A 21,208-nucleotide genomic window follows, 5' to 3' on the forward strand; every position below is an offset into this window, starting at 1 on the left:
TAAAAGGCATCGCTTTTTTGTTGCCGATAATCCTATCTTCGCCCTATGGTTGGCTTAAATGAATTGCAAACAGAAAGAGAATTGTATGATCAGGTGATTGAAGGCATCACCCTCCCCTCACCCCATATTTTCTGCAATGAGTTTCAGGATTGTGTTTTTAAAAACTGCGATCTGAACGGGGCCAACTTTTCGGGCAAAACACTGGTCGACTGCCGGTTTGAGAACTGCAATCTATCCATGATGCAAACCAACAGCGCTACGTTTAACGATGTTCGTTTTAAAAACTGCAAGATGCTGGGCATCATCTTCAGCGATGCACGCGATGGGTTATTTAGCACCGGCTTTGATAGCTGTATACTAGATTACTGCTCGTTCTTCGGCAAAAAGATGATCAAAACCAACTTCATTAAATGTAGCCTGAAAGAAGCCAACTTTACACAAACCAACCTTACCCAGGCCAACTTCAGCGGCAGTGATCTGGCCGGCGCCATCTTTCATGAAACGCTTTTATCAAAAGCCGATCTGTCATCAGCAGTAAACTTCATTATCGATCCAGAGCTGAATGATATCAAGCATGCTAGTTTCTCATCATCCGAGATTGCAGGGTTGTTAACCAGGCATCAGATAAAGATTGTAAACTAGGATTTGAACCAGGATCTAACGGATTTTTAGGATTCACTGGATGTTCGATCAATAAAGACTTGTCATTGCGAGGAACGAAGCAATCTCGTCGCGTGCAAATTGGCCATGCATATACAAATGTCCTTCGAGGAGATTGCTTCGTTCCTCGCAATGACAAATAAGAACCTAATCACCAATCAACCAATCTCCGACCAAAGGCCCTCTACTTATCCGGACTCAGATCATTCTGGAATATTTTGGCATACTTCCTCCTGTCAAACTTGTAAAGCTTGGCAGCGCGATATGATACCCCTTTTTGCTTCTCGTCCAGCTCTTTCAGAAAACCATAGCTCAGCATTTTTTTGCGGAAGTTTCGCTTATCCAGTTTCTTATTCAAAATAGCCTCGTAAAGCTGCTGCAGCTGAGTAAGGGTAAACTTCTCGGGCAACAGTTCAAAAGCGATAGGCTGATAACTCAAGCGGCGACGGATTTTATTGAAGCCGGTCTTGAAGATCTCGGTATGGTCAAAGCCCAGTTTAGGCAGATCATTCACCGGGTGCCAGAAAGCTTTTTTAGCAATTTGCGATACGGGGCGCAATTCTTTTTGTCCGTTAAGCCGCAGCAATGCGTAGTACGCAACGGTAATTACGCGACCTTGCGGGTGACGGTCAACATCACCAAAGGTATGAAACTGCTCCATATGCAGATCGCGCAAGCCGGTTAACTCATAAAGAATACGTTCGGCAGCATCGTCAAGGCTTTCGTCTTGTTTAACGATATAGCCAGGCAGCGCCTTCCAATCTTTAAACGGATCTTCATTACGCTCAATCAACAAAATCTTAAGTTCGCCGCCTTCAAAGCCAAATATCACACAGTCGATTGAAAATACCGATTCAAATTTAGGTAGTTGTAATTCCAAAGCCTTTAAAGATTTAGTATAGGTGTTAAATATACGCTAAAATGAGAAATGTAAAAAAATAAACAAAATTATTATAGTGTAATTTTTACACACTATCTTCGCATCATCAATTACATCTCATTATGCCTAAGATTTCTAAGATAGCTGTACTTACTTCAGGTGGTGATGCACCGGGCATGAATGCCTGCATCCGTGCAGTAGTACGCACTGCAATTCATCATGGTTTAGAGGTTTATGGCATACGCCAGGGCTACCAGGGCATGATAAATAATGATATGGAGCAAATGCAGGCTCGCTCGGTAAGCAATATTCTTAACCTGGGCGGCACCATATTAAAAACGGCCCGTTGCCTTGATTTTCATAAGGATGAAGGTATGGAGAAAGCCTACCAAAACCTGAAAGCCAAAGGTATTGAAGGCATTGTAGTGATTGGCGGCGATGGCACATTTACCGGAGCGCTGCGTTTCTCAAAGAAATATCCAGACATAAAAGTAATTGGTGTACCCGGCACTATTGATAATGACCTTTACGGCTCTACCTATACACTGGGTTTTGACACCGCCACCAACACGGTAATTGAAGCAATAGACAAAATACGTGATACAGCCGACGCGCATGACCGCCTTTTCTTCATCGAAGTAATGGGCCGCGACTCTGGGGCTATTGCCCTGCGTGCCGGTATATCCTGCGGAGCAGAGGCTATTTTATTGCCAGAAAAAGAAACGGCTATTGAAGAGTTGATTGCAGGTATTAAAGCAGGCCATTACAACTCCAAATCATCGAGCATTGTTATTGTGGCTGAGGGAGATAAGAATGGCGGTGTATACAATGTATCTGAAGCTGTTAAAAAAGAAGTAAGTCATTACGACATAAAAGTGACTATATTAGGCCACTTGCAAAGAGGAGGCAGTCCATCCGCGTTTGACCGTGTTTTAGGCAGCCGTTTAGGCTTTGCCGCGGTGAATGCGCTGACCGCCGGACAGTCGCAGAAAATGGTTGGTTTGCAGGCCAACGTGGTTGTTTTAACCGATCTGGAAGAAGCACTTAACCAGCATGAGTTTAACCTTGAACCCGACCTGCTGCAAATGGCCGAAGTACTTTCTATCTAAACACAAAGAATGATCGCAGTAGTATATAGCGGATCTAATTATGCCGACTGGCGCTTGTCAGACAAAGGGCGCACCATTGCCTCTTTTAAAACCGGCGGCATCAATCCTTATTTCAGTGATGAAAAAGGTATACTACAAATTCTCAATAAAAACATCAATCTTATCCATCATGCCGAAGAGGTAAAACGTATCCACTTTTTTGGTGCAGGCGGCTCTACCCCACAACTGCGTGATGTGATAAAAAATGCACTGGCAGGTTTCTTCAAATTTGCCCGGATTACTGTACAACATGACATAGAGGCAGCTGCCATTGCATGTTGTAAAAATAATCCTGGCATTGTTTCTATCTGCGGTAGCGGCAGTAACGCGGCCTGGTACAACGGCAAAAAGGTTGTTCCAAATAATTACGGATTAGGCTATGTGCTGGGCGACGAAGGCTCTGGCAACTGGCTGGGCCGCCAAATCTTGAAACACTTTGTAAGCGAGACGCTACCCGAAGCCACCCGCAAAAAGTTTGTAAAACAATTTGAATTAGACCGTAAAATCATCCTTGATAAGGTTTACCGCCAAAAGCACCCAGCGCTGTTTTTAAGCTCATTTACCGATTTCTTTTACACTAACTCTACTGATGCTTATGTAAAGCACACGGTAAAAGCAGGCTTTGACAAGTTGATTAAAACTTACGTACTGCCGCTTACACAGGAGCATCCGGACATGCCGGTGCACTTTGCAGGATCTGTTGTGGCCGGTTTTGAAGACCTGATGCGAGAAGCTGGCGAAGAAAATGGCATTACTATTGAACACATCATTAAAGAACCCATTAATAATTTATTAAGCTACTATACCAATAAAAATTAAGTAAAAATGAAAATAGGAATTAACGGATTCGGCCGTATTGGCCGCTTAGCTTTCAGAGCTGCAATTGAAAGACCTGATGTTGAAGTTGTTGGTATCAACGACCTTGTTGAGCCTGACTATATGGCATATATGCTGAAATACGACTCTACTCATGGTCAGTTCAAAGGCACTATTGCTGTTGAAGGCGGTCACCTGGTTGTTAACGGCAAAACCATCCGTGTAACAGCAGAAAAAGATCCGGCAAATTTAAAATGGAACGAAGTAGGCGCCGAAGTAATTATCGAGTCTACCGGTTTATTCCTTACTCAGGAAACAGCTCAAAAACATATTGACGCTGGTGCTAAAAAAGTAGTAATGAGCGCTCCTGCAAAAGATGATACCCCAACTTTTGTAATGGGTGTTAACCATAAACAGCTGAAAGCAGATCAGCACATCGTTTCAAACGCATCTTGTACCACTAACTGCCTGGCCCCTATTGCTAAAGTACTGAATGACAAATTTGGCATCGAAGAAGGCCTGATGAGCACTATCCACGCGGTAACTGCTACTCAGAAAACCGTTGACGGTCCTTCAGCTAAAGACTGGAGAGGTGGCCGTGGTGCTTACCAAAACATCATCCCTTCATCAACCGGTGCTGCTAAAGCAGTAGGTTTAGTATTGCCTGAACTGAAAGGTAAACTGACTGGTATGTCATTCCGCGTACCTGTTGCTGACGTTTCTGTAGTTGACTTAACCGCCCGCTTAAAAACTCCAGCTACTTATGAGCAAGTTAAAGCGGCTATGAAAGAAGCTTCTGAAGGCGACCTGAAAGGTATCCTGGGTTACACCGAAGACGAAGTTGTTTCTGAAGATTTCAAAGGCGACGCCCGTACTTCAATCTTTGATGCTAAAGCTGGTATCGCTCTGAATGATAACTTTGTTAAAGTTGTTTCTTGGTACGATAACGAGTGGGGTTACTCAAACAAACTGATTGACCTGGTTCAGGAACTTGGTAAACTGTAATCAAACTTTAAATTGATAGATGAAGCCCCGCAAATGCGGGGCTTTGTTATTTTATGCCCCTCCATGTCATTTCAGCCAACGGGAGAACTACTCTTTTGAGCGAAGTGAAAAATCTTCGACGGGTGGAAAACAGCCCATTCGCACATCATTCGTCTAAGATTCCTCCTCACCCCATTTCACTACCCCACCCCGAGTTCGTTCGGAATGACAAAATAAATTAGGCGTGATCACCACCCACCTACATTTTCACAACAAACAAAAAACCATCCGCAAACCCAGTGGTTTAATTTTATATACACACTAAAAACTATGCTTTTATTTGCTTATGCGTCGAACATGAGGGTTGATAAATTTGTTGCTAAAGTGCCATCAGCCAGAAAACTGGGGGTTGCACGGCTGCCAAACTACGTGTTCACCTTTACCTTAACTGCCGAAGACCAGTCTGCCAAAGCAAACATCACCCCTTCATCTGATACACTCTCTGAGGTTTGGGGAGTGCTGATAGAATATGCCGATCATGAAAAAGATAATTTTTATTATCCCGACGGTAATTTGCACCTGATAACAGTTAACTGTATTGACCAGCATGGTAACATGCACAAGGCCGAAGCTTTTATAGCCAAGCCACATGCGGTGAACGAGTTTTTATTACCGTATGACTGGTATCTGGAAAAGATTGTAAGAATTTGCCGTGAAGAAGGATTGCCTGAAAGCTACGCCAAGGCACTTAGCTTGTTGGATAGCAAAGTGGATACTAACGAACAACGTCGTGCCCGTAAGTCGGGAAAATAATCTTCCATCATTTTGCCACCGGCCTACATTAACTCATGATCTTTATTTTCATGATAAGTTTTGTAGGCCAGGTAAAGCATCAATCCTGAAAGTAAAAAGTAACCCAACACATTCCAACCACCTAGCGGCTCTGCATTGGGCATGGCCATATGAACGAAAGGCGTTATCAACGCAAGCAGGCCGGCTACCAGGTATAAATAAAAAAACTTTCGGCTCATTTTACTAGTTATCTACTATTATAGGTTAACCTGAATATTTAGTTAAAGTTTTATGTGTTGGCACTGATTTTTCAGGACGATATCTTATATTGCAGATTAAACTTTAAAGCCATGCATAACTGGGAAGATTCATACTTAGAAGCAGAAGAGGCGATACGCAACACCAACTACCTGCATGCAAAGCAACTGCTGGAAAACATTATTTTAGATGAGCCATCAACCGCTCAGGCACATAACTCGCTGGGCTGGCTTTACCGCACCCAGTTTGATGACTATGAGCGTGCCGAAAATCATTACAAGGCCGCTATAAAAAGCAATCCTAACTATCCGCACGCCTATGTAAACCTCATCATCCTGTACACCTATCAGGAGCAGTGGGAAAAACTAAAAGGCGTAGCCGAGCGTGCCATGCACCGGCCGCTGGTAGATAAATCGCTGATCTACTACCGCCTGGGCATTATGGAAGAGTATTTACAAAACTTTGAAAGCGCTGTAGACTATTACAAAAAAGCCATTAAACTATGCCTCAACTTTGATACAATTGAGGATTATAAAAGAGCGATTGGCAACTGTGAGTATAAAGCTAATTTGTAAAAGCTAACAATATAAACGAAGAAAGCCCGGCAAATTGCCGGGCTTTCTTCGTTTATACCAACATGTCATTTCGACCGTAGGGAGAAATCTTTTCGGTCATGCATCCTGTTTGGCAGCTCCGAAAAGATTTCTCAGTCGCGCCAACGCACCACCTCTCCTGCTCCATCGAAATGACATGAGCTTTAATGCTTATTACCCTACCCTCTTAAAATACAAAGCAGCCAGCGGCGGCAATGTTACCTGGATAGATTGGGCTTTACCGTGCCATTTCTCGTTATCTGATTTAATGGCGTGTGCATTGCCTACACCACTGCCCCAGTACTTCTTCTCGTCCGTATTGAGGATCTGTTGCCAGTTACCGGCAGCAGGTACACCAATACGCTGATGACGAATTACCGGCGTCATATTCAGCACCACTACAATATCATCAGCAGGGTTGTTGCCTTTGCGCAGATACACCAGTACAGAGTCGTTAGCGTTGCCACCGTCAAGCCATTCAAAGCCGCTGGCGTCAAATGCACGCTCGTACAGGGCTGGTTCGCTGCGGTACAGGTGGTTCAATTCTTTTACCGTTTCTTTGATGCCTATGTGGTTTGGATACTCTAATACGTGCCATTGCAGTGAGTGTTGGAAATTCCACTCATCACCCTGACCAAACTCGGCACCCATAAACAACAACTTAGTACCCGGGTGACTAAACATATAGCCATACATCAGCCTCAGGTTGGCAAACTGGCGCCACTCATCACCCGGCATTTTGCGCAACATAGAGCCCTTACCATACACCACCTCATCGTGCGAGAAAGGCAGCATAAAGTTCTCGGTAAAGGCATAGATCATACTAAAAGTGATCTTGTTATGGTGATATTTACGGTGGATCGAGTCTTCGCTAAAATACTTCAGCGTGTCGTGCATCCAGCCCATCATCCACTTCATACCAAAGCCCAGGCCTCCGTTATACAGCGGACGGCTCACACCGGTAAATGAAGTTGACTCCTCGGCAATGGTCTGCACATCAGGGAAGTGAGCGTAAACGGTCTGGTTAAACTCTTTCAGGAAAGAAATTGCCTCCAGGTTTTCGTTGCCACCAAATACGTTTGGCTCCCACTCGCCGTGGTTGCGCGAGTAATCGAGGTAAAGCATACTAGCCACGGCGTCAACACGCAAACCGTCAGCATGGTAACGCTCCAGCCAGAACAGCGCATTGCTAATCAGGAAAGCGCGAACCTCATTACGACCATAGTTAAAGATGTATGATTTCCAATCCGGGTGGAAACCTTTGCGGGTATCAGCATGCTCATACAGGTGCGTGCCGTCAAAGCGGTACAGCGCGTGAATGTCGCCCGGGAAGTGCGAAGGCACCCAATCCAGTATCACGCCAATGCCTTCCTGGTGGAAACGCTCAATCAGCTTCATCAGCTGTTGTGGCGTGCCGTAGCGCGAGCTGGCCGCAAAGTAGCCGCTTACCTGGTAGCCCCAGCTTGGATAATACGGGTGCTCCATAATCGGCATAAACTCTACGTGGGTAAAGCCCATATCTTTTACATAAGGCACCAGCTTATCGGCCAGTTGCTCATAAGTATAAAAATCATCCGGGCTTTCCAGGTTACGCGCCCATGAGCCCAGGTGTACCTCGTAAACCGAGTACGGGGCGTTGAGCGAGTTATTTTTATGACGGTTGGTCATCCAATTGCCGTCGTTCCATTCATAATAGGTATCGGCCACTATTGACGCCGTGCGGGGTGGTTCTTCCCAACGCAGTGCAAACGGATCGCTTTTCTCCAGCTCTTCACCGCTGGTAGATTTGATGAAGTATTTGTACACATGGCCATTCCCCACATTAGGGATGTAGCCTTCCCAAATACCAGATCCATCCCAACGCACATACAGGTTGTGTGCACCGCGGTTCCAGCCGTTAAAATCGCCAATTACAGATACGCACTGTGCATTTGGTGCCCAAACCGCAAAGTAAGTACCTACCACACCGTTCAACTCCACCACATGCGATCCAAATTTCTCGTACAACTTGAAATGTTTACCTGATCGGAACAGATCAACATCATAACTGGTAAAGCGCGAGTAAACTTCAACGGGTTTCATGTGTGATGGTGATGTGGCTGGTTGTTTGGCCGGTATCGGCTCTGTTTTAGCTTCAGTAGTGCTTGCCTTTTTTGCAGCTGGCTTTTTAGCCGGCGCAGCAACTGGTTCAGCAACAACTTCAACAGATGCAACAGCCTCTTTAACTTTAGTGGCACCTGCCTTCTTAGCAGCCGGCTTTTTAGCAGGTGCAGCTGGTGACTCAGCAGGAGTTGTTTCTACTTTAGCTTCAACTGCTTTTTTTGCAGGAGCCTTTTTAGCAGGAGCTTTTGCTTCTGGTGCAGGAGCCGTTTCAGCCGGTGCATTAACCGTTTTTTTGGCCGGCGCTTTTTTTGCAGGGGCCTTGGTTTCTTCGGCGTTGGCTATCGGGGTCTCTGCTGCATCAGCTTTCTTTGTCCGTTTTGTTTCGGGCTTCGGCTCGGAGCCGGTTTTAGGAGTTTGTTTTGCCATAAGAAAGGGGTCGCCCGCGAGCGGGATATTTACTGGTTGTTGTTGTCAAATATATCAATATTGAACACAAACGGGCAGTTTGTGTTTTTTTATTGATAGTAATTTAATACAAGGCAAACAACGGAACTGGCCGTGTTTAACGTTCGCCGTTTTGTTTTTCAAAAGATAGCAAAAAGAATCCATCAACCCGCCTATTAAATTCATCCCGATGCTGAATTAGCGTTGCATGCTCAGAATCAGGTATCACCCACAGGTGTGAATTAGAAATATGACGAGCAATTTGCGCCGTATGCTCCACACTAATCACATCATGATCGCCACAGATGATGAACGCCGGGCATTGGATCACATTCAACTCATCGAAACTAATTTGAGGCTGCTCGTAATCCAACATAAACAGCTTCCAATCATTACGCTGCTTTCTGGTAAGTCGAGGGATAAGCCGGTGCAGGTGATGATGACGCTTCACCATATCGTAAAAACCTGGCGCAAAGGCTTCTTCGCCGGTTGTAAGGTTGGCGCCGGTAGCTGCCAGGCTGATCACTTTACGGGGATGGCGCATGGCCATCAACAAAGCGCAAATGCCGCCATCGCTCCACCCCAGTACATGACATTGTTCAATGTGCATCAGGTCAAGCAGCTCGGCAAAATCATCTGCCATCATTTTAAACGAAAGCTCATCGCCATGATCTATAGTTTTGCCCTGCGCACGGCTGTCAACCGCTATGACCTGATATTTTTGGGAGAAATACGGAATATTCTCGCTAAATGAGGCTATACTGCCGTTGTTACCATGCAGCAGCAACAATGGCGTACCCTCTCCATAAATTTCCACATACATTTTAATGCCGTGCACCTCATAATACTTCCCTACCGCGGCGTTATCGCCGTAGGGAACAGGTTGGCCCTGATGCTGTTCAGCAACCGGAGTTCTTAATAAAGCTGACAGCAACTTCTTCATATCAACTGTAAAGCTACGCAGCACAAAAATGTTTTGAGCATAAAAAAGGCCCCATTTAGCGGGGCCTCTGTATTATTTCATGATTTTGATATGCTTAAAGTTTTTGGTGAACCTAAACTCCAGCTTATCATTACGATAGGTAAAGTTGGTGAACCACTTATTATCTACCAGGATGTTTGACGGCTTGAACGGCAAGCCTGTTACCGAGAAATGATAGTTCTCATAACGAGGCGTATATAACCCCTCCAAGCTCTGGCTAATGGTCATCTGACCGGCATCGCCATTTACAATAAACTTCTTCTCCAGATAAATATCCTGCTCGTAAGCAAAAGTTTCGCCGTAATCTTCAAAGTAGAAAGAGTTAACCTCGTAATCGCTGTAGTAAACGTTCAGCTTCACTTCCTCTATCTCTTTTTCGCCAACATATTGCTGTACAGGATATTCAGGAATAACAGAACCGGCTTTTACAAAAATCGGGATGATATCCAGCGGAGTTTCTACCATTACTTCTTTGCCGCCTTCAACTAACTCGCTGTTCCAGAAGTTATACCAATCGCCTTTTGGCAGGTAAACAGTACGGCGGGCAATACCTGGGTCAAGCACCGGACAGATCAATATCTTATCGCCATAAGTAAACTCATCCTGGCGGAAGTGGTTTGACTGTACATCCTGCTCCTGCATTACTACCGGGCGCAAAATTGGGAAACCATAGCGGTGATGCTCCCAGAAAGTTGAGTACAAGTATGGCAGCAAGCGATAACGCAGCTCTATAAACTTACGATTGATAGTGGTATATGGCTCGCCAAAGCTCCATGGCTCACGCTCTTTAGTATCACCAGCCGAGTGCGAACGCATGAACGGCGTAAAAGTGCCTAACTGTATCCAGCGGGTAAACAGTTCGCCGTCAGGCTCGCCGCTAAAACCGCCAATATCTGTACCGCAGAATGGCACGCCCGACATTGACAGGCGCTGACACTGGATGTTGCCCAGTTTCATGTGCTCCCAGCTGGCCACGTTATCACCGGTCCACACCGATGCATAGCGCTGTAAACCTGAGTAACCGGCGCGGGTGATAGTGAACGGACGCTTATTTTTCATCAGCTTGCGCAAACCATCATAGGTTGAACGCACCATCTGCATACCGTAAACATTGTGCGCTTTACGGTGCGAACCACGATGACCATCGTACTGGTGACGAACATCGTCGGGGAAGGTACCTGCACCAAAAACGGCAGGTTCGTTCATATCGTTCCAGACCCCGGCTACGCCAATGTCTACCAATTCATCAAACAAACCGCCCCACCACTCGCGCACATCCGGATTGGTAAAATCAGGGAACTGGCAGCGGCCCGGCCACACGTGGCCTTCCATAAAGTAATCATCACTGCGGCGGCAGAAGTATTTCTTGTCTTTACCTTCTTTAAAGATGGCGTAATTGTCATCCACACGGATCCCCGGGTCAATAATTACCACCGTCTTAAAGCCCTGATCTGACAGTTCTTTAATCATTTTACGCGGATCAGGGAAGTATTTACGGTTCCAGGTAAAGCACCGGTAGCCATCCATGTAATCAATATCCAGGTAGATACCATCACAAGGGATCTTTTTATCGCGGAAACCTTTGGTTACCGCACGTACTTTTGACTCTGGATAGTAACTCCAGCGGCACTGGTGGTAACCCAAGGCCCAAAGCGGCGGCATTGGGTGCGTGCCGGTCAGGATATGGTAACGTTTTACCACGTCCATCATGTGCGGACCGTGAATATAATAGTATTGCAGCTCGCCACCATCGGCCCAGAAACTGGTTTTGGTTTTATCTTCGGCGCCAAAATCAAACTGCGATTTAAAGGTATTATCAAAGAAGATACCGTGCGCCACACCTTCGTTTACGCTGATGTAGAACGGAATGGTGCGGTAAAGTGGATCCTGGTTCCAGGCGAACGAGTAAGCATCGGTATTCCAGTTTTTAAAGCGTTTGCCGCGCAGGTTCAGCTCGGTAGCCTTATCGCCCAGACCAAAGAAAGTTTCCTGAGGATGACAAACTTTGGTACCGAACACGTAGTAGCCGCCAAACTGAGTATTTTCTTCCCAGTGCATTGGTACGGCGTCCATACTGGTGATACGTAGTTCCTGATCTGAAAAAGAAATAAAGAAATCTTTTTTGCTGATGTGGCAGTTGATGCTCTCGGTAGAAATCCGGAACTCGGCGATATCTTCATGCAGATCAAATTTTACTTTTTTGGTCTCCAGTTTAGGTACTGCGTATGAGAATTCTTCCAGAAACACACCATGCGGAGCCACGCGCACACGAATAATCTCTGGCGTTACCACCACCACCTCTACTTTGGCCTCGCCATCAGTAAAATAAAACTTGTTGCCACTTTGCTCCACCCCGCTTGGCGAACCAAGATATTTTTTAACAATAGGCTTAATGCCATCAGCAGGGTTATTTAAATGCCTGAAGCCTTCTTCTTCAACCTCCGTCAAAGGGACTTCTATATCCGGGTTGAGTACTTTTTCTTCCATAAAGGGGTAGTCCTTTTTAGTTCAATTCAATATATACAAAACAAATGTGCAACAAACAGTAAATAGTAAGAACGAGAAATTTTGTTGCTTTACAAGTAACGTCTCAATAAACGCTCCATTATCAACCTCTGGCAATAATTCTCTTTCATAATTAGAATTCTGCCTGATAATGAGGCTTAAATTTAAAAAATATATAACATTTTTGCCAAGTTAAAAAACAAGCAATACACCGGCAGATGCTTTTAAGGTAATATTTACCCCTAAATTGATGTCGGCAGTGGCAAATTTTCCCCCATTCAATAAATCGGCAAACTCAATTTCCCCACTAATTTGCAGCTGTTGGCGCAGTTCTTCGGGCAATTTCAAGTTCAATTCAACAGAGCTACGGTTAAAATTCACTACAACCAGCACGCGGGCATTTTCGGTATAACGCACGTAGGTGTAAATCTTTTCGTTAAAGCCAGGGCTGTGCTGATTTTCCAACGCTAGCTCGTAGAATTTCCCCAGTCGCAAGGCTTCATTCTCGCGCACGGCTATCAGTAGCTTTTTATAGAACTCACGTAAGGCTTGTGCCCCAGCTTCCAGCGCGCCGCCATCATAATTGCCATTGTTTACCCACTTTTGAAATTGCGGCATCGTCCAGTAATCAAAAATAGTGGACCGACCATCATCGCCGCTGAAACCCTGGGCTCCCCAGGCTGGTTCGCCCACCTCCTGGCCATGATAAATCATTACCGGGCCGGTTGATAGTGTGGCAGTGACGATCATTCCAGGCACGGCCAGCCAGGCGTCGCCCGCAAAAAATTGAGAAGCTACGCGTAACTCATCATGGTTTTCCATAAAGCGCAACATTCGCTCGTCAAAACCACGACAATCATAATTCCATACTTTATTAATATCCCACATGGTGGCATGCCACTCATTGCGGGTAAGGCGATAAATGGCATCATACAAACCCACCTTATCATACAGATAATCAAAATTACCGCGGAACAGGTAATCATGATACAAACCGGTGTTATAGGCTTCGCCGATGAAGATCAGCAACGGGAATTTTTTGCGTAATTCGGTTGTGATCCACTGCCAAAACTCAATGGGCACCATCTCCACCATATCGCAACGGAAACCATCTATACCTTTGGCTGCCCAATAGTAAAGGATATCGTACAACTTGTGCCACAGCGGCGGGATAGGATCAAAATGACCGCGACGATGACCGAGGTAATCAACCCCATAATTCAACTTCACCGTCTCAAACCAATCATTAACCGACGGCGTGGCGCTAAATACATCGTTACCGGTTGCTTTGGCGGGATTTTCGTCAAACTTGCCATCTTTTAAAGGATGATGATAGGCATCTCCACCAGGGTTATAGCCACCAGGCACCGCAAACGGCTGACCAGGGATATAGTAAAAATCGTTCTGTGCGCTAAACCCTTTTGTCGTATCGTCATCTTCACCCAGATCTCTCACACCATCCGGCTTCATATCTGAATGATATGATCGGGCTACGTGGTTAGGTACAAAATCCATCAGCACCCGTAAATTATTAGCGTGACTGCGTTTAATCAAAGCCTCAAACTCCCCGATGCGATTGGGTACATCAATAGCCAGATCAGGATTGATATCGTAATAATCTTTAATGGCATAAGGCGAACCGGCACGGCCTTTTACAACGTCAGGATCATCATGCGGGATGCCGTGAGCGGTGTAATCGGTCATGGTAGCGTGTTCAATAACGCCGGTATACCAAACGTGGGTAAAGCCCATTTGCCTGATCTCTTGCAGGGCTTTATCGGTAATATCATTCAGTTTGCCCGATCCATTTTCTTCAATAGAGCCGTAATACTTGTTGGTGGCATTATTGTTACCAAACAAGCGCGGCAGAAGCTGGTAGATGACAAGTTTATGATCTGGAAATCGATCTGTCATAGATACTTATTAAAAAGGCGGCGGTGCCGGAATTTTTACTTTTACTATTTTAATTACTGACCCGGCTTTGAGATGCACATCCTGGCCGCCTATTGAAAAATTCATATCCGGACCAGATAAATGCTTTACGCTATGTCCATCTTTAGCCACCGTCAGTTTTATCAACGTCCCCCTGAAACCTACATTGAACGAAAACGACGTCCATTTTTCAGGCAGGAATGGGTTAAACGACAGCTTGCCATCCTTAACGCGCATACCCCCAAAACCTTCTACTACAGACATCCAGGTACCGGCCATAGAGGTGATATGGCAGCCATCTTCGGTATCGTTATTATAATCGTCCAGGTCAAGGCGTGAGGTACGGAGATAGAACTCGTAAGCACGTTTTTCATCCCCTAGTTTGGCCGCTAAAATGGCATGTACGCATGGCGAGAGCGAAGACTCATGCACCGTCCGCGGTTCATAAAAATCGAAATTTCGGCGAATGGTATCGATATCATAACGGTCTTCAAAAAAATAGATGCCCTGCAGCACGTCAGCCTGTTTGATGAAACACGAACGAAGGATTCTGTCCCAGCTCCATTTCTGATTGATCGGGCGCTCACTGGCGGGCAAATCTTTCACCAGAATCTGTTCTTTATCCAGGTAGCCATCCTGCTGTAGAAACACCCCTAGTTGCTCATCATAAGGGAAATACATTTTCTCTATAATATCGCTGAACTGTGCGATCTCTTTGGCTTCCTCAAAGTTGATCTTTGCTATCAACGCTTGATATTTGGCAGGTTCGGCAGTCCTCACCTTTTCAGCCGCATCCAGCGCATATTGCATGCACCAGGTAGCCATAGTGCTGGTGTACCAGTTGTTGTTGATGTTATTCTCGTACTCGTTCGGACCGGTTACCCCCAGCATCACATATTGCTGGCGCGCCTCTGACCAATTAACACGCTGCGCCCAGAAACGAGCAATGGCTATCAGAACCTCCAGACCGTAATCGGCCAGATAGGCCTCGTCTGCCGTGTAGCGCACATAATTAAATATAGCAAAGGCGATGGCTCCGTTACGGTGGATCTCTTCAAAAGTAATCTCCCACTCGTTGTGGCACTCGGTACCGTCCATGGTCACCATGGGGTACAGTGCCGCCCCGTTTTTAAAGCCTAACAATTGGGCGTTTTCGATAGCTTTTCCCAACTGTTTATAGCGATAGAGTAGCAAATTGCGCGTCACCTGCTGATCTGCCGTGGCCAGGTAAAACGGCACACAATACGCCTCGGTGTCCCAATAGGTGGAGCCGCCGTATTTCTCGCCCGTAAATCCCTTCGGACCGATATTGAGGCGATCATCCTCGCCGGTATAAGTTTGGTTAAGCTGAAATATATTAAAGCGGATAGCCTGCTGTGCGGCTACATCACCCTCAATCACAATATCGTTATGCTCCCATTTTTGGGCCCAGGCGGCGGCTTGCTCGGCCAGCATGGTATCGAAGCCTTTTGCTGCTACGCGATTTAAAGTTGATTGAAGATTCGGCACCAACTGGTCTGCCGCATAGTTTTGCGATGACAGGTTAGCAGCGTATTTAATTAGCGTAATACTTTGCCCTTGTTGTACTTGTGTGCTGTAAGTAAGACTGATGAATTTCTCTTTAGTTTCAGCATCTGCATTGATAGAAACCGGCTGTCCATTAATCTGTACCGATACCTTCATCCCGGTAGCTACCTCAAAGCCGGTCTTTTTGGTACGCATCTGTACATAGCCGCCATCGGCCCAGGTACCTTTACTTACCTCATCCCAGAATTTCTCATCGTAATTGGCGTCCTGATTTTTTACATCGCCATCTATATAAGGTGTAAGCGTGATTTCTCCACTGAAATTAAGCGGCGTAAGCGTATAGCTAATCGCACCAGCCTCGTCATCGGCCATGCTGCAAAAGCGGATGGCTTCTACCTGCACTTGTTTGCCCGACGCGGTAGTTGCCGTAAAATTACGTTTCAAATGGCCTTCGCGCATGTTTAATTCGCGGTAGAAGCCGTCAACCTTGCATTTAGCCAAGTCAAGCTGCTCGCCATCCAACAGCACATCAATCCCCACCCAGTTGGCCGCGTTAAGCACTTTGGCAAAATATTGCGGATAACCGTTTTTCCACCAGCCCACGCGGGTTTTATCGGGATAATAAACGCCGGCCACATAGTTGCCTTGCAGAGTTTCGCCGCTGTAGGCCTCCTCAAAGTTGGCGCGCTGGCCCATACGACCATTGCCCAGACTGAAAATACTTTCTGATATTTTGTGCAGATGCGGATCGAAACCTTCTTCGATAATTTTCCACTCGTCTGCTTTGATGTAGTTTTTCATAGGCCCTATACGTTCACATCGTCATTGCGAGGAACGAAGCAATCTCTGTACTTACCCTAATGGATTTGCATTTGCAGAGATTGCTTCGTTCCTCGCAATGACGTAATTATTAATTCAAAATCTGTTTAACTCATTCACACTTACCTCACCTAGCCCCTTCACCACCACATCAGCTTCTTTCAAGGTCTCTTGCTCTCCTATCCCCACAGCTTTCATATCTGCATTCTTAGCGGCTTCTATGCCGGCGATGGCGTCTTCAAACACCACGCAATCTGCAGGCTGCACGCCCAGTTCTGCTGCGCCCTTCAGAAAAACTTCCGGATCCGGTTTAGCTTTGCTCACTTTGTTGCCATCTATAATAGCATCAAACAGATCGGTCATGCCAATTTTGTTGAGGATGGTCATAGAGTTTTTGCTGGCAGAGCCGAGGGCGGTTTTAATACCTGCGTCACGGCAAGCTTGTACAAACTCGCAGGCGCCGGGCAGCACCTCATTGGGTTGCATCTGGTTAATCATGTCTACATACCAGCGGTTTTTGCGGTCGGCCAGCTCTTCTTTTTCGGCTTCGGATTTAATAACGTTGCCAATTTCGAGGATAATTTCCAGTGAGCGCATGCGGCTTACGCCTTTCAGGCGCTCATTATCATGCTCAGTAAAGTCAAACCCCAGCTCGGCGGCCAGGCGCTTCCAGGCTTTGTAGTGATATACGGCGGTATCCACAATAACGCCATCCAGATCAAATATGCAAGCTTTAATCATTTATGCTGTTCTATCCCGCCGTAAAATACAAATTCAAGTGTAATGATATTGTTAATGTTAAAAATTTGCTAAACCTATCCCCGGCCCCTGTAACGCAGCGTGAGTTAAATGTAAAATTTTTCATTTTTTCAATAACCTTATTTGGATTAATTATAAATAAAAATATCTTTGTATCCGAAATGTGCGTAACCATACAAGATACCCCAACAACTGAAGTTTTTACCACCAAGCATGGTGCTATTTACCAGAATGATGCTGAGCGTTGCTGGATTGTAGATTTTGCCGGTAAAAGCGCCCGTTTTGATTATCGTTGCTTTATGAAGCTGCGTACCGCAGTTTACCGCATTGATATTGAGCAAATGCTGCTCGACAACACCAAGACCCCCGATCTGGAGATTATCTTTATCTGTGCGTGCGATCATTGTTACGTGCTCAACCTCACCCAGATTATTGCCCTGCGCGAACTTTTGGAAGGTGCTTTTGTGATGCTGGAACTTAACCAGATCATTCACAATGCGCTGTACCGCGTAGCAGTGTGATTTAGACTCATTTCATATTACGAAATTCTTAAGCGGTTGTAACATTATCGCATTATGTTTGTTAAATCCGATACCGCGCAGGCCGCTTTTTGCATTTACAAAACATAGAGATTATGAAAGACCTTATTCGCGTTAAATCGCTCATCTCCACCGAAATTGAGGCCCTTTTGAACCAACAGGTTAAAATGGAGGCCCACTCATCGGCCATATATCTGTCAATGGCGTCATGGTTAAACCGTAACGGTTATGATAACTCAGCCGATTACTTTTTTAAGCAGGCAGAAGAAGAGCGCCAGCACCAATTGAAATTCTTTAAATACATTCTGGATATGGGCGGCAACGCCGTTTCGCCTGATATTACCGGCGTTAAACAGGAGTACAACTCCTTCCGCGAGGTGTTTGAAGATGCTTTAGATCAGGAGATTGCCGTTACACAGTCTATCAACAACATCTATGGCCGCTGCATGAAAACGCAGGATTTTGTAACCATGGAGTTCTTGCTGTGGTTCCTGAAAGAGCAACGCGAAGAAGAATACAAAGCCCGCCGCGCACTGGAACTGTTCGATGTTATTGGCGAAGAAGGCACCGGTCGCTGGCAGATTGATAAGCACGTTGGCGATATTAAATACGGTGAAGCTTAATTATTATAACATTACAAAAGAGAAAAGGAGAAACACGGTGTGTTTCTCCTTTTCTCTTTTTATCCATCCTGTCATTTCGACCAACGGGAGAAATCTTAGACGATTGCCAAGCATGGGGGCTAAGATTCCTCCTCACGCTCTCGTTCAGCCCCCCCAAGTTCGTTCGGAATGACATGGGGATTTTAGGATGTTATCAAATAATTCCGTTTTCTACTTTAATCTTCAGCTTTAACCTTTCCACTACTTCACCTTCATCCCCTCTTCTACCATCTCCGCCAAAATTTGCAGCACATCCTTAGCCCGATATTCTTTTAGCCACTTGTTACCTGGCTGTACAGAGCAAACCGGCGCATAATCACACCTGTCTGTACACTCGGTGCGTATAATCTCTACCTCGCCGCGCAAAGGTGAGTGTTTAAGAAAAGAACAAGCCGTTTTATAGGCATCTTTTCCTCCCCGCTTGCTGCACTTGCTGCCGGTGCACATAAAAATAACTTTCTGCGGCGCGTTAAACTTGCTCATCTGTTATTCGGTTTAATCTTTAAAGTTAAGGAATTGTGATGGGATAATAAAGATTAAAGATTGGGAGCAAAGCGTTTTCACCGTGTGATCACAAACTTGTCATGCTGAGGGACGAAGCATCTCTGAGGATTGTCCTATTTGCTTGTCCTTAGAGATGCTTCGTCCCTCAGCATGACAAGTTTGAAAAACCATCTTACGCAGAGATTGCTCGTTGCTCCTTTGAATTGGTTAGAATTAATTCTGTAAATCCTAAGAATGCGTTTCATCCTTTTGTCATCCGGACTCTCATTTGTCATGCTAATTTAAATTGCAATCACTTTTTTAAACCTTTTCAGTAAAACACTTGCAACTTAGATCAAAACACTATTACCTTTGCTAACACCGTTAGGGAAAATAACAATGGGAATAGTTGAACGCAGGCAGCGTCAGAAGGAAGAGGTGAGAAACGAAATCATCAAAGCAGCCTGGGAAATGGTAAAAAAAGACGGATGGCAATCCTTATCCATCCGCAAAATTGCCGATGCTATTGAGTATAGCGTCCCCGTTATCTATGACCATTTCGAAAATAAAGAAGCCATTTTGCTGGAGTTTGGCAGGATAGGATTCAACAAACTAAATACCCGACTGGAAACAGCCAAAGCCGAGCACACCGATCCGGCTGCACAAATCAGGGCCATGGCCAACGCCTACTGGGATTTTGCCAGTGCCTACACCGAGCTTTACCAGCTGATATTTGGTACCGGGGTTGCCCGCTGCGAGGGCGAAGAATGTTCGGCAGAGTTTAGCAGGGTTTATGACATTATGATTGAGCCTATTGAAACGCTAATGCAGCAAAACGGGCTAACCGATGTGCAACCTTGCCTCAAGTTTCATACGCTGTGGTCATTTATGCACGGGCTCATCTCTATCAAGCTCAACGGCAACTCACCTGTTGACCCTGAATTAGATAAGCTGGTCTGGGAGGATGCCATCACCGGATATATACGCAATCTGGGCTAGCTATATTTTTTTGCCCGAACTCCTAACACCGTTAGGAAACATAACACATCAAAATAATATTAACACTGTATTAGCAAATCATTAACATCATCATAATTATGGAAACCATCAGATTATCACGAAGAGCATTAAACCAATTGATCCTACTGGGTGCAGTAGTGATCGGCTTAACGCTCCACGCCTGCAACTCATCGCAGGCTACTGCTACGGCTCCGCCGCCGCAAGAACTGCCGGTTATCAGCGTGTCTGGTCGCCCGGTTACAACATATACCGATTTTACCGCATCACTGCAAGGCAGCCGCGATATCGAGATCCGTCCGCAAGTGGATGGCTACCTCGAGTCGATCTATGTTGACGAAGGTGCATTTGTACACAAAGGCCAAACTTTATTCAAAATTGATGCCCGCACTTATACGCAGGAATATAATACTGCCAAAGCACAGCTGCTATCTGCCAAGGCTGCTTTAGAAAGTGCGCAGATCAACGTTACCAAGTTAACACCACTGGTTCAGGCCAACGTAGTATCAGACGTTCAGTTGAAAACCGCTAAAGCAGCCTATGATGCTGCTGCCGCAAATGTTGCACAGGCACAATCATTAGTAGAAGCTGCAAAAATTAACCTGGGCTATACCAACATCACCGCACCGGCTGATGGTTACATCGGTAGCATTCCGTTTAAAACCGGTAGCCTGATTGTTAAGGCACAAGCTGCGCCGCTGACTGTCCTTTCAGAAAACCACGAGATGCATGCTTACTTTAGCATGAGCGAAACCGACTTCATCAACTTTAAAGCGCGTTTTGCAGGCAACTCGGTGCAGGAGAAAATTAAACACCTGCCTGCTGTTGACCTGGTATTGGCCGATAACACCGTTTACCCTGTAAAAGGTAAAGTAGAACTGGCCGAAGGACAGTTCAGCAAAAGCGACGGTACCATCAGCTTCCGCGCCACTTTTGAGAATAAAGACGGCCTGCTGCGCTCTGGTAATACAGGTAAGATCCGTTTAGCTAACCAGGTAAGCAATTCATTACTGGTACCACAGGAAGCTACATTTGAACTACAAGATAAAGTGTTTGCCTATGCACTTACCGACAGCAATAAAGTAGTTGGCAAACCGCTTACCGTAGTTGGCACCAGCGGACATTTTTACCTGGTATCTGGCGGATTAAAAGCCGGCGAAAAAATTGTTTATCAAGGGATTGACCGCTTGCGCGATGGCGTGATCATCAAACCAAAACTGATGAATGCCGACAGCGTAATGCGCACCGCATCCCTGTAAAACAGAACGACCCTACATCATCTACAACCCATTAACTGTATCCCGG

Annotated in this window: 19 protein-coding genes; 10 read left to right on the plus strand and 9 right to left on the minus strand. The window is 45.6% G+C overall.

Annotation, left to right across the window (positions count from 1 at the left end; all coding sequences use genetic code 11):
• The first annotated feature begins 45 nt into the window (after positions 1-45).
• Positions 46-642: a pentapeptide repeat-containing protein gene (locus tag ABZR88_RS12450; protein ID WP_107827024.1), complete on the plus strand. Its 597-nt coding sequence runs from the start codon at positions 46-48 to the stop codon at positions 640-642.
• A 202-nt stretch (positions 643-844) separates the two neighbouring features.
• Here the strand turns inward: ABZR88_RS12450 and ABZR88_RS12455 are convergent, their stop codons facing one another.
• Positions 845-1,540: an NUDIX domain-containing protein gene (locus ABZR88_RS12455; RefSeq protein WP_107827023.1), complete on the minus strand. Its 696-nt coding sequence runs from the start codon at positions 1,538-1,540 to the stop codon at positions 845-847.
• A 122-nt stretch (positions 1,541-1,662) separates the two neighbouring features.
• Between ABZR88_RS12455 and pfkA the strand changes: the two genes are divergently transcribed.
• From pfkA to ABZR88_RS12475, 4 genes are all read left to right on the plus strand, one after another.
• Positions 1,663-2,649, plus strand: a complete 987-nt coding sequence (pfkA, locus tag ABZR88_RS12460) for a 6-phosphofructokinase (protein ID WP_107827022.1) — start codon at positions 1,663-1,665, stop codon at positions 2,647-2,649.
• A 9-nt stretch (positions 2,650-2,658) separates the two neighbouring features.
• Complete coding sequence (locus ABZR88_RS12465) at positions 2,659-3,507, plus strand: hypothetical protein (protein ID WP_107827021.1); 849 nt, start codon at positions 2,659-2,661, stop codon at positions 3,505-3,507.
• A 6-nt stretch (positions 3,508-3,513) separates the two neighbouring features.
• Entirely contained in the window at positions 3,514-4,509 is a 996-nt protein-coding gene (gene gap / locus ABZR88_RS12470) for a type I glyceraldehyde-3-phosphate dehydrogenase (protein WP_107827020.1), read from the plus strand.
• 309 nt (positions 4,510-4,818) lie between these two features.
• Positions 4,819-5,301: a gamma-glutamylcyclotransferase family protein gene (locus ABZR88_RS12475; protein WP_146166469.1), complete on the plus strand. Its 483-nt coding sequence runs from the start codon at positions 4,819-4,821 to the stop codon at positions 5,299-5,301.
• 23 nt (positions 5,302-5,324) lie between these two features.
• Here ABZR88_RS12475 and ABZR88_RS12480 read toward each other — a convergent pair whose 3' ends face one another.
• Positions 5,325-5,519 (minus strand): hypothetical protein, encoded by a 195-nt coding sequence (locus ABZR88_RS12480; RefSeq protein WP_107827018.1) that lies wholly within the window; start codon positions 5,517-5,519, stop codon positions 5,325-5,327.
• Between the two features lie 111 nt (positions 5,520-5,630).
• On the opposite strand from ABZR88_RS12480, the gene ABZR88_RS12485 reads away from it, so the two are divergent.
• Entirely contained in the window at positions 5,631-6,113 is a 483-nt protein-coding gene (locus ABZR88_RS12485; RefSeq protein WP_146166468.1) for a lipopolysaccharide assembly protein LapB, read from the plus strand.
• A gap of 192 nt (positions 6,114-6,305) precedes the next feature.
• On the opposite strand, the gene glgB is transcribed toward ABZR88_RS12485, so the two are convergent.
• From glgB to pgmB, 6 genes are all read right to left on the minus strand, one after another.
• Entirely contained in the window at positions 6,306-8,213 is a 1,908-nt protein-coding gene (gene glgB / locus ABZR88_RS12490; RefSeq protein WP_245916991.1) for a 1,4-alpha-glucan branching protein GlgB, read from the minus strand.
• A gap of 583 nt (positions 8,214-8,796) precedes the next feature.
• Positions 8,797-9,621, minus strand: coding sequence for an alpha/beta fold hydrolase (locus tag ABZR88_RS12495; RefSeq protein WP_107827015.1), 825 nt, complete (start codon positions 9,619-9,621; stop codon positions 8,797-8,799).
• A gap of 72 nt (positions 9,622-9,693) precedes the next feature.
• Entirely contained in the window at positions 9,694-12,147 is a 2,454-nt protein-coding gene (locus ABZR88_RS12500; protein WP_107827014.1) for a glycoside hydrolase family 31 protein, read from the minus strand.
• Positions 12,148-12,357: 210 nt separating this feature from the next.
• On the minus strand, positions 12,358-14,079 hold the full coding sequence (locus tag ABZR88_RS12505) for an alpha-amylase family glycosyl hydrolase (protein ID WP_107827013.1): 1,722 nt from the start codon (positions 14,077-14,079) through the stop codon (positions 12,358-12,360).
• A 9-nt stretch (positions 14,080-14,088) separates the two neighbouring features.
• The gene (locus tag ABZR88_RS12510; RefSeq protein ID WP_107827012.1) at positions 14,089-16,425 is read right to left on the minus strand and encodes a glycoside hydrolase family 65 protein; all 2,337 of its coding nucleotides are present in this window, start codon (positions 16,423-16,425) and stop codon (positions 14,089-14,091) included.
• Between the two features lie 114 nt (positions 16,426-16,539).
• Positions 16,540-17,184: a beta-phosphoglucomutase gene (gene pgmB, locus ABZR88_RS12515; RefSeq protein WP_107827011.1), complete on the minus strand. Its 645-nt coding sequence runs from the start codon at positions 17,182-17,184 to the stop codon at positions 16,540-16,542.
• A gap of 179 nt (positions 17,185-17,363) precedes the next feature.
• On the opposite strand from pgmB, the gene ABZR88_RS12520 reads away from it, so the two are divergent.
• Together ABZR88_RS12520 and ABZR88_RS12525 are read left to right on the plus strand one after the other, a co-directional pair.
• Positions 17,364-17,723 (plus strand): hypothetical protein, encoded by a 360-nt coding sequence (locus tag ABZR88_RS12520; protein ID WP_107827129.1) that lies wholly within the window; start codon positions 17,364-17,366, stop codon positions 17,721-17,723.
• Positions 17,724-17,836: 113 nt separating this feature from the next.
• Entirely contained in the window at positions 17,837-18,364 is a 528-nt protein-coding gene (locus ABZR88_RS12525; protein WP_107827010.1) for a ferritin, read from the plus strand.
• A gap of 240 nt (positions 18,365-18,604) precedes the next feature.
• Here the strand turns inward: ABZR88_RS12525 and ABZR88_RS12530 are convergent, their stop codons facing one another.
• On the minus strand, positions 18,605-18,886 hold the full coding sequence (locus tag ABZR88_RS12530) for a (2Fe-2S) ferredoxin domain-containing protein (protein ID WP_107827009.1): 282 nt from the start codon (positions 18,884-18,886) through the stop codon (positions 18,605-18,607).
• A 399-nt stretch (positions 18,887-19,285) separates the two neighbouring features.
• Between ABZR88_RS12530 and ABZR88_RS12535 the strand changes: the two genes are divergently transcribed.
• Both ABZR88_RS12535 and ABZR88_RS12540 read left to right on the plus strand, forming a co-directional pair.
• Entirely contained in the window at positions 19,286-19,885 is a 600-nt protein-coding gene (locus tag ABZR88_RS12535; RefSeq protein ID WP_107827008.1) for a TetR/AcrR family transcriptional regulator, read from the plus strand.
• Between the two features lie 98 nt (positions 19,886-19,983).
• Entirely contained in the window at positions 19,984-21,162 is a 1,179-nt protein-coding gene (locus tag ABZR88_RS12540; protein WP_107827007.1) for an efflux RND transporter periplasmic adaptor subunit, read from the plus strand.
• The last annotated feature ends 46 nt before the right edge of the window (positions 21,163-21,208 follow it).

It is taken from the genome of Mucilaginibacter yixingensis (assembly GCF_041080815.1).
Taxonomy (GTDB): domain Bacteria; phylum Bacteroidota; class Bacteroidia; order Sphingobacteriales; family Sphingobacteriaceae; genus Mucilaginibacter; species Mucilaginibacter yixingensis.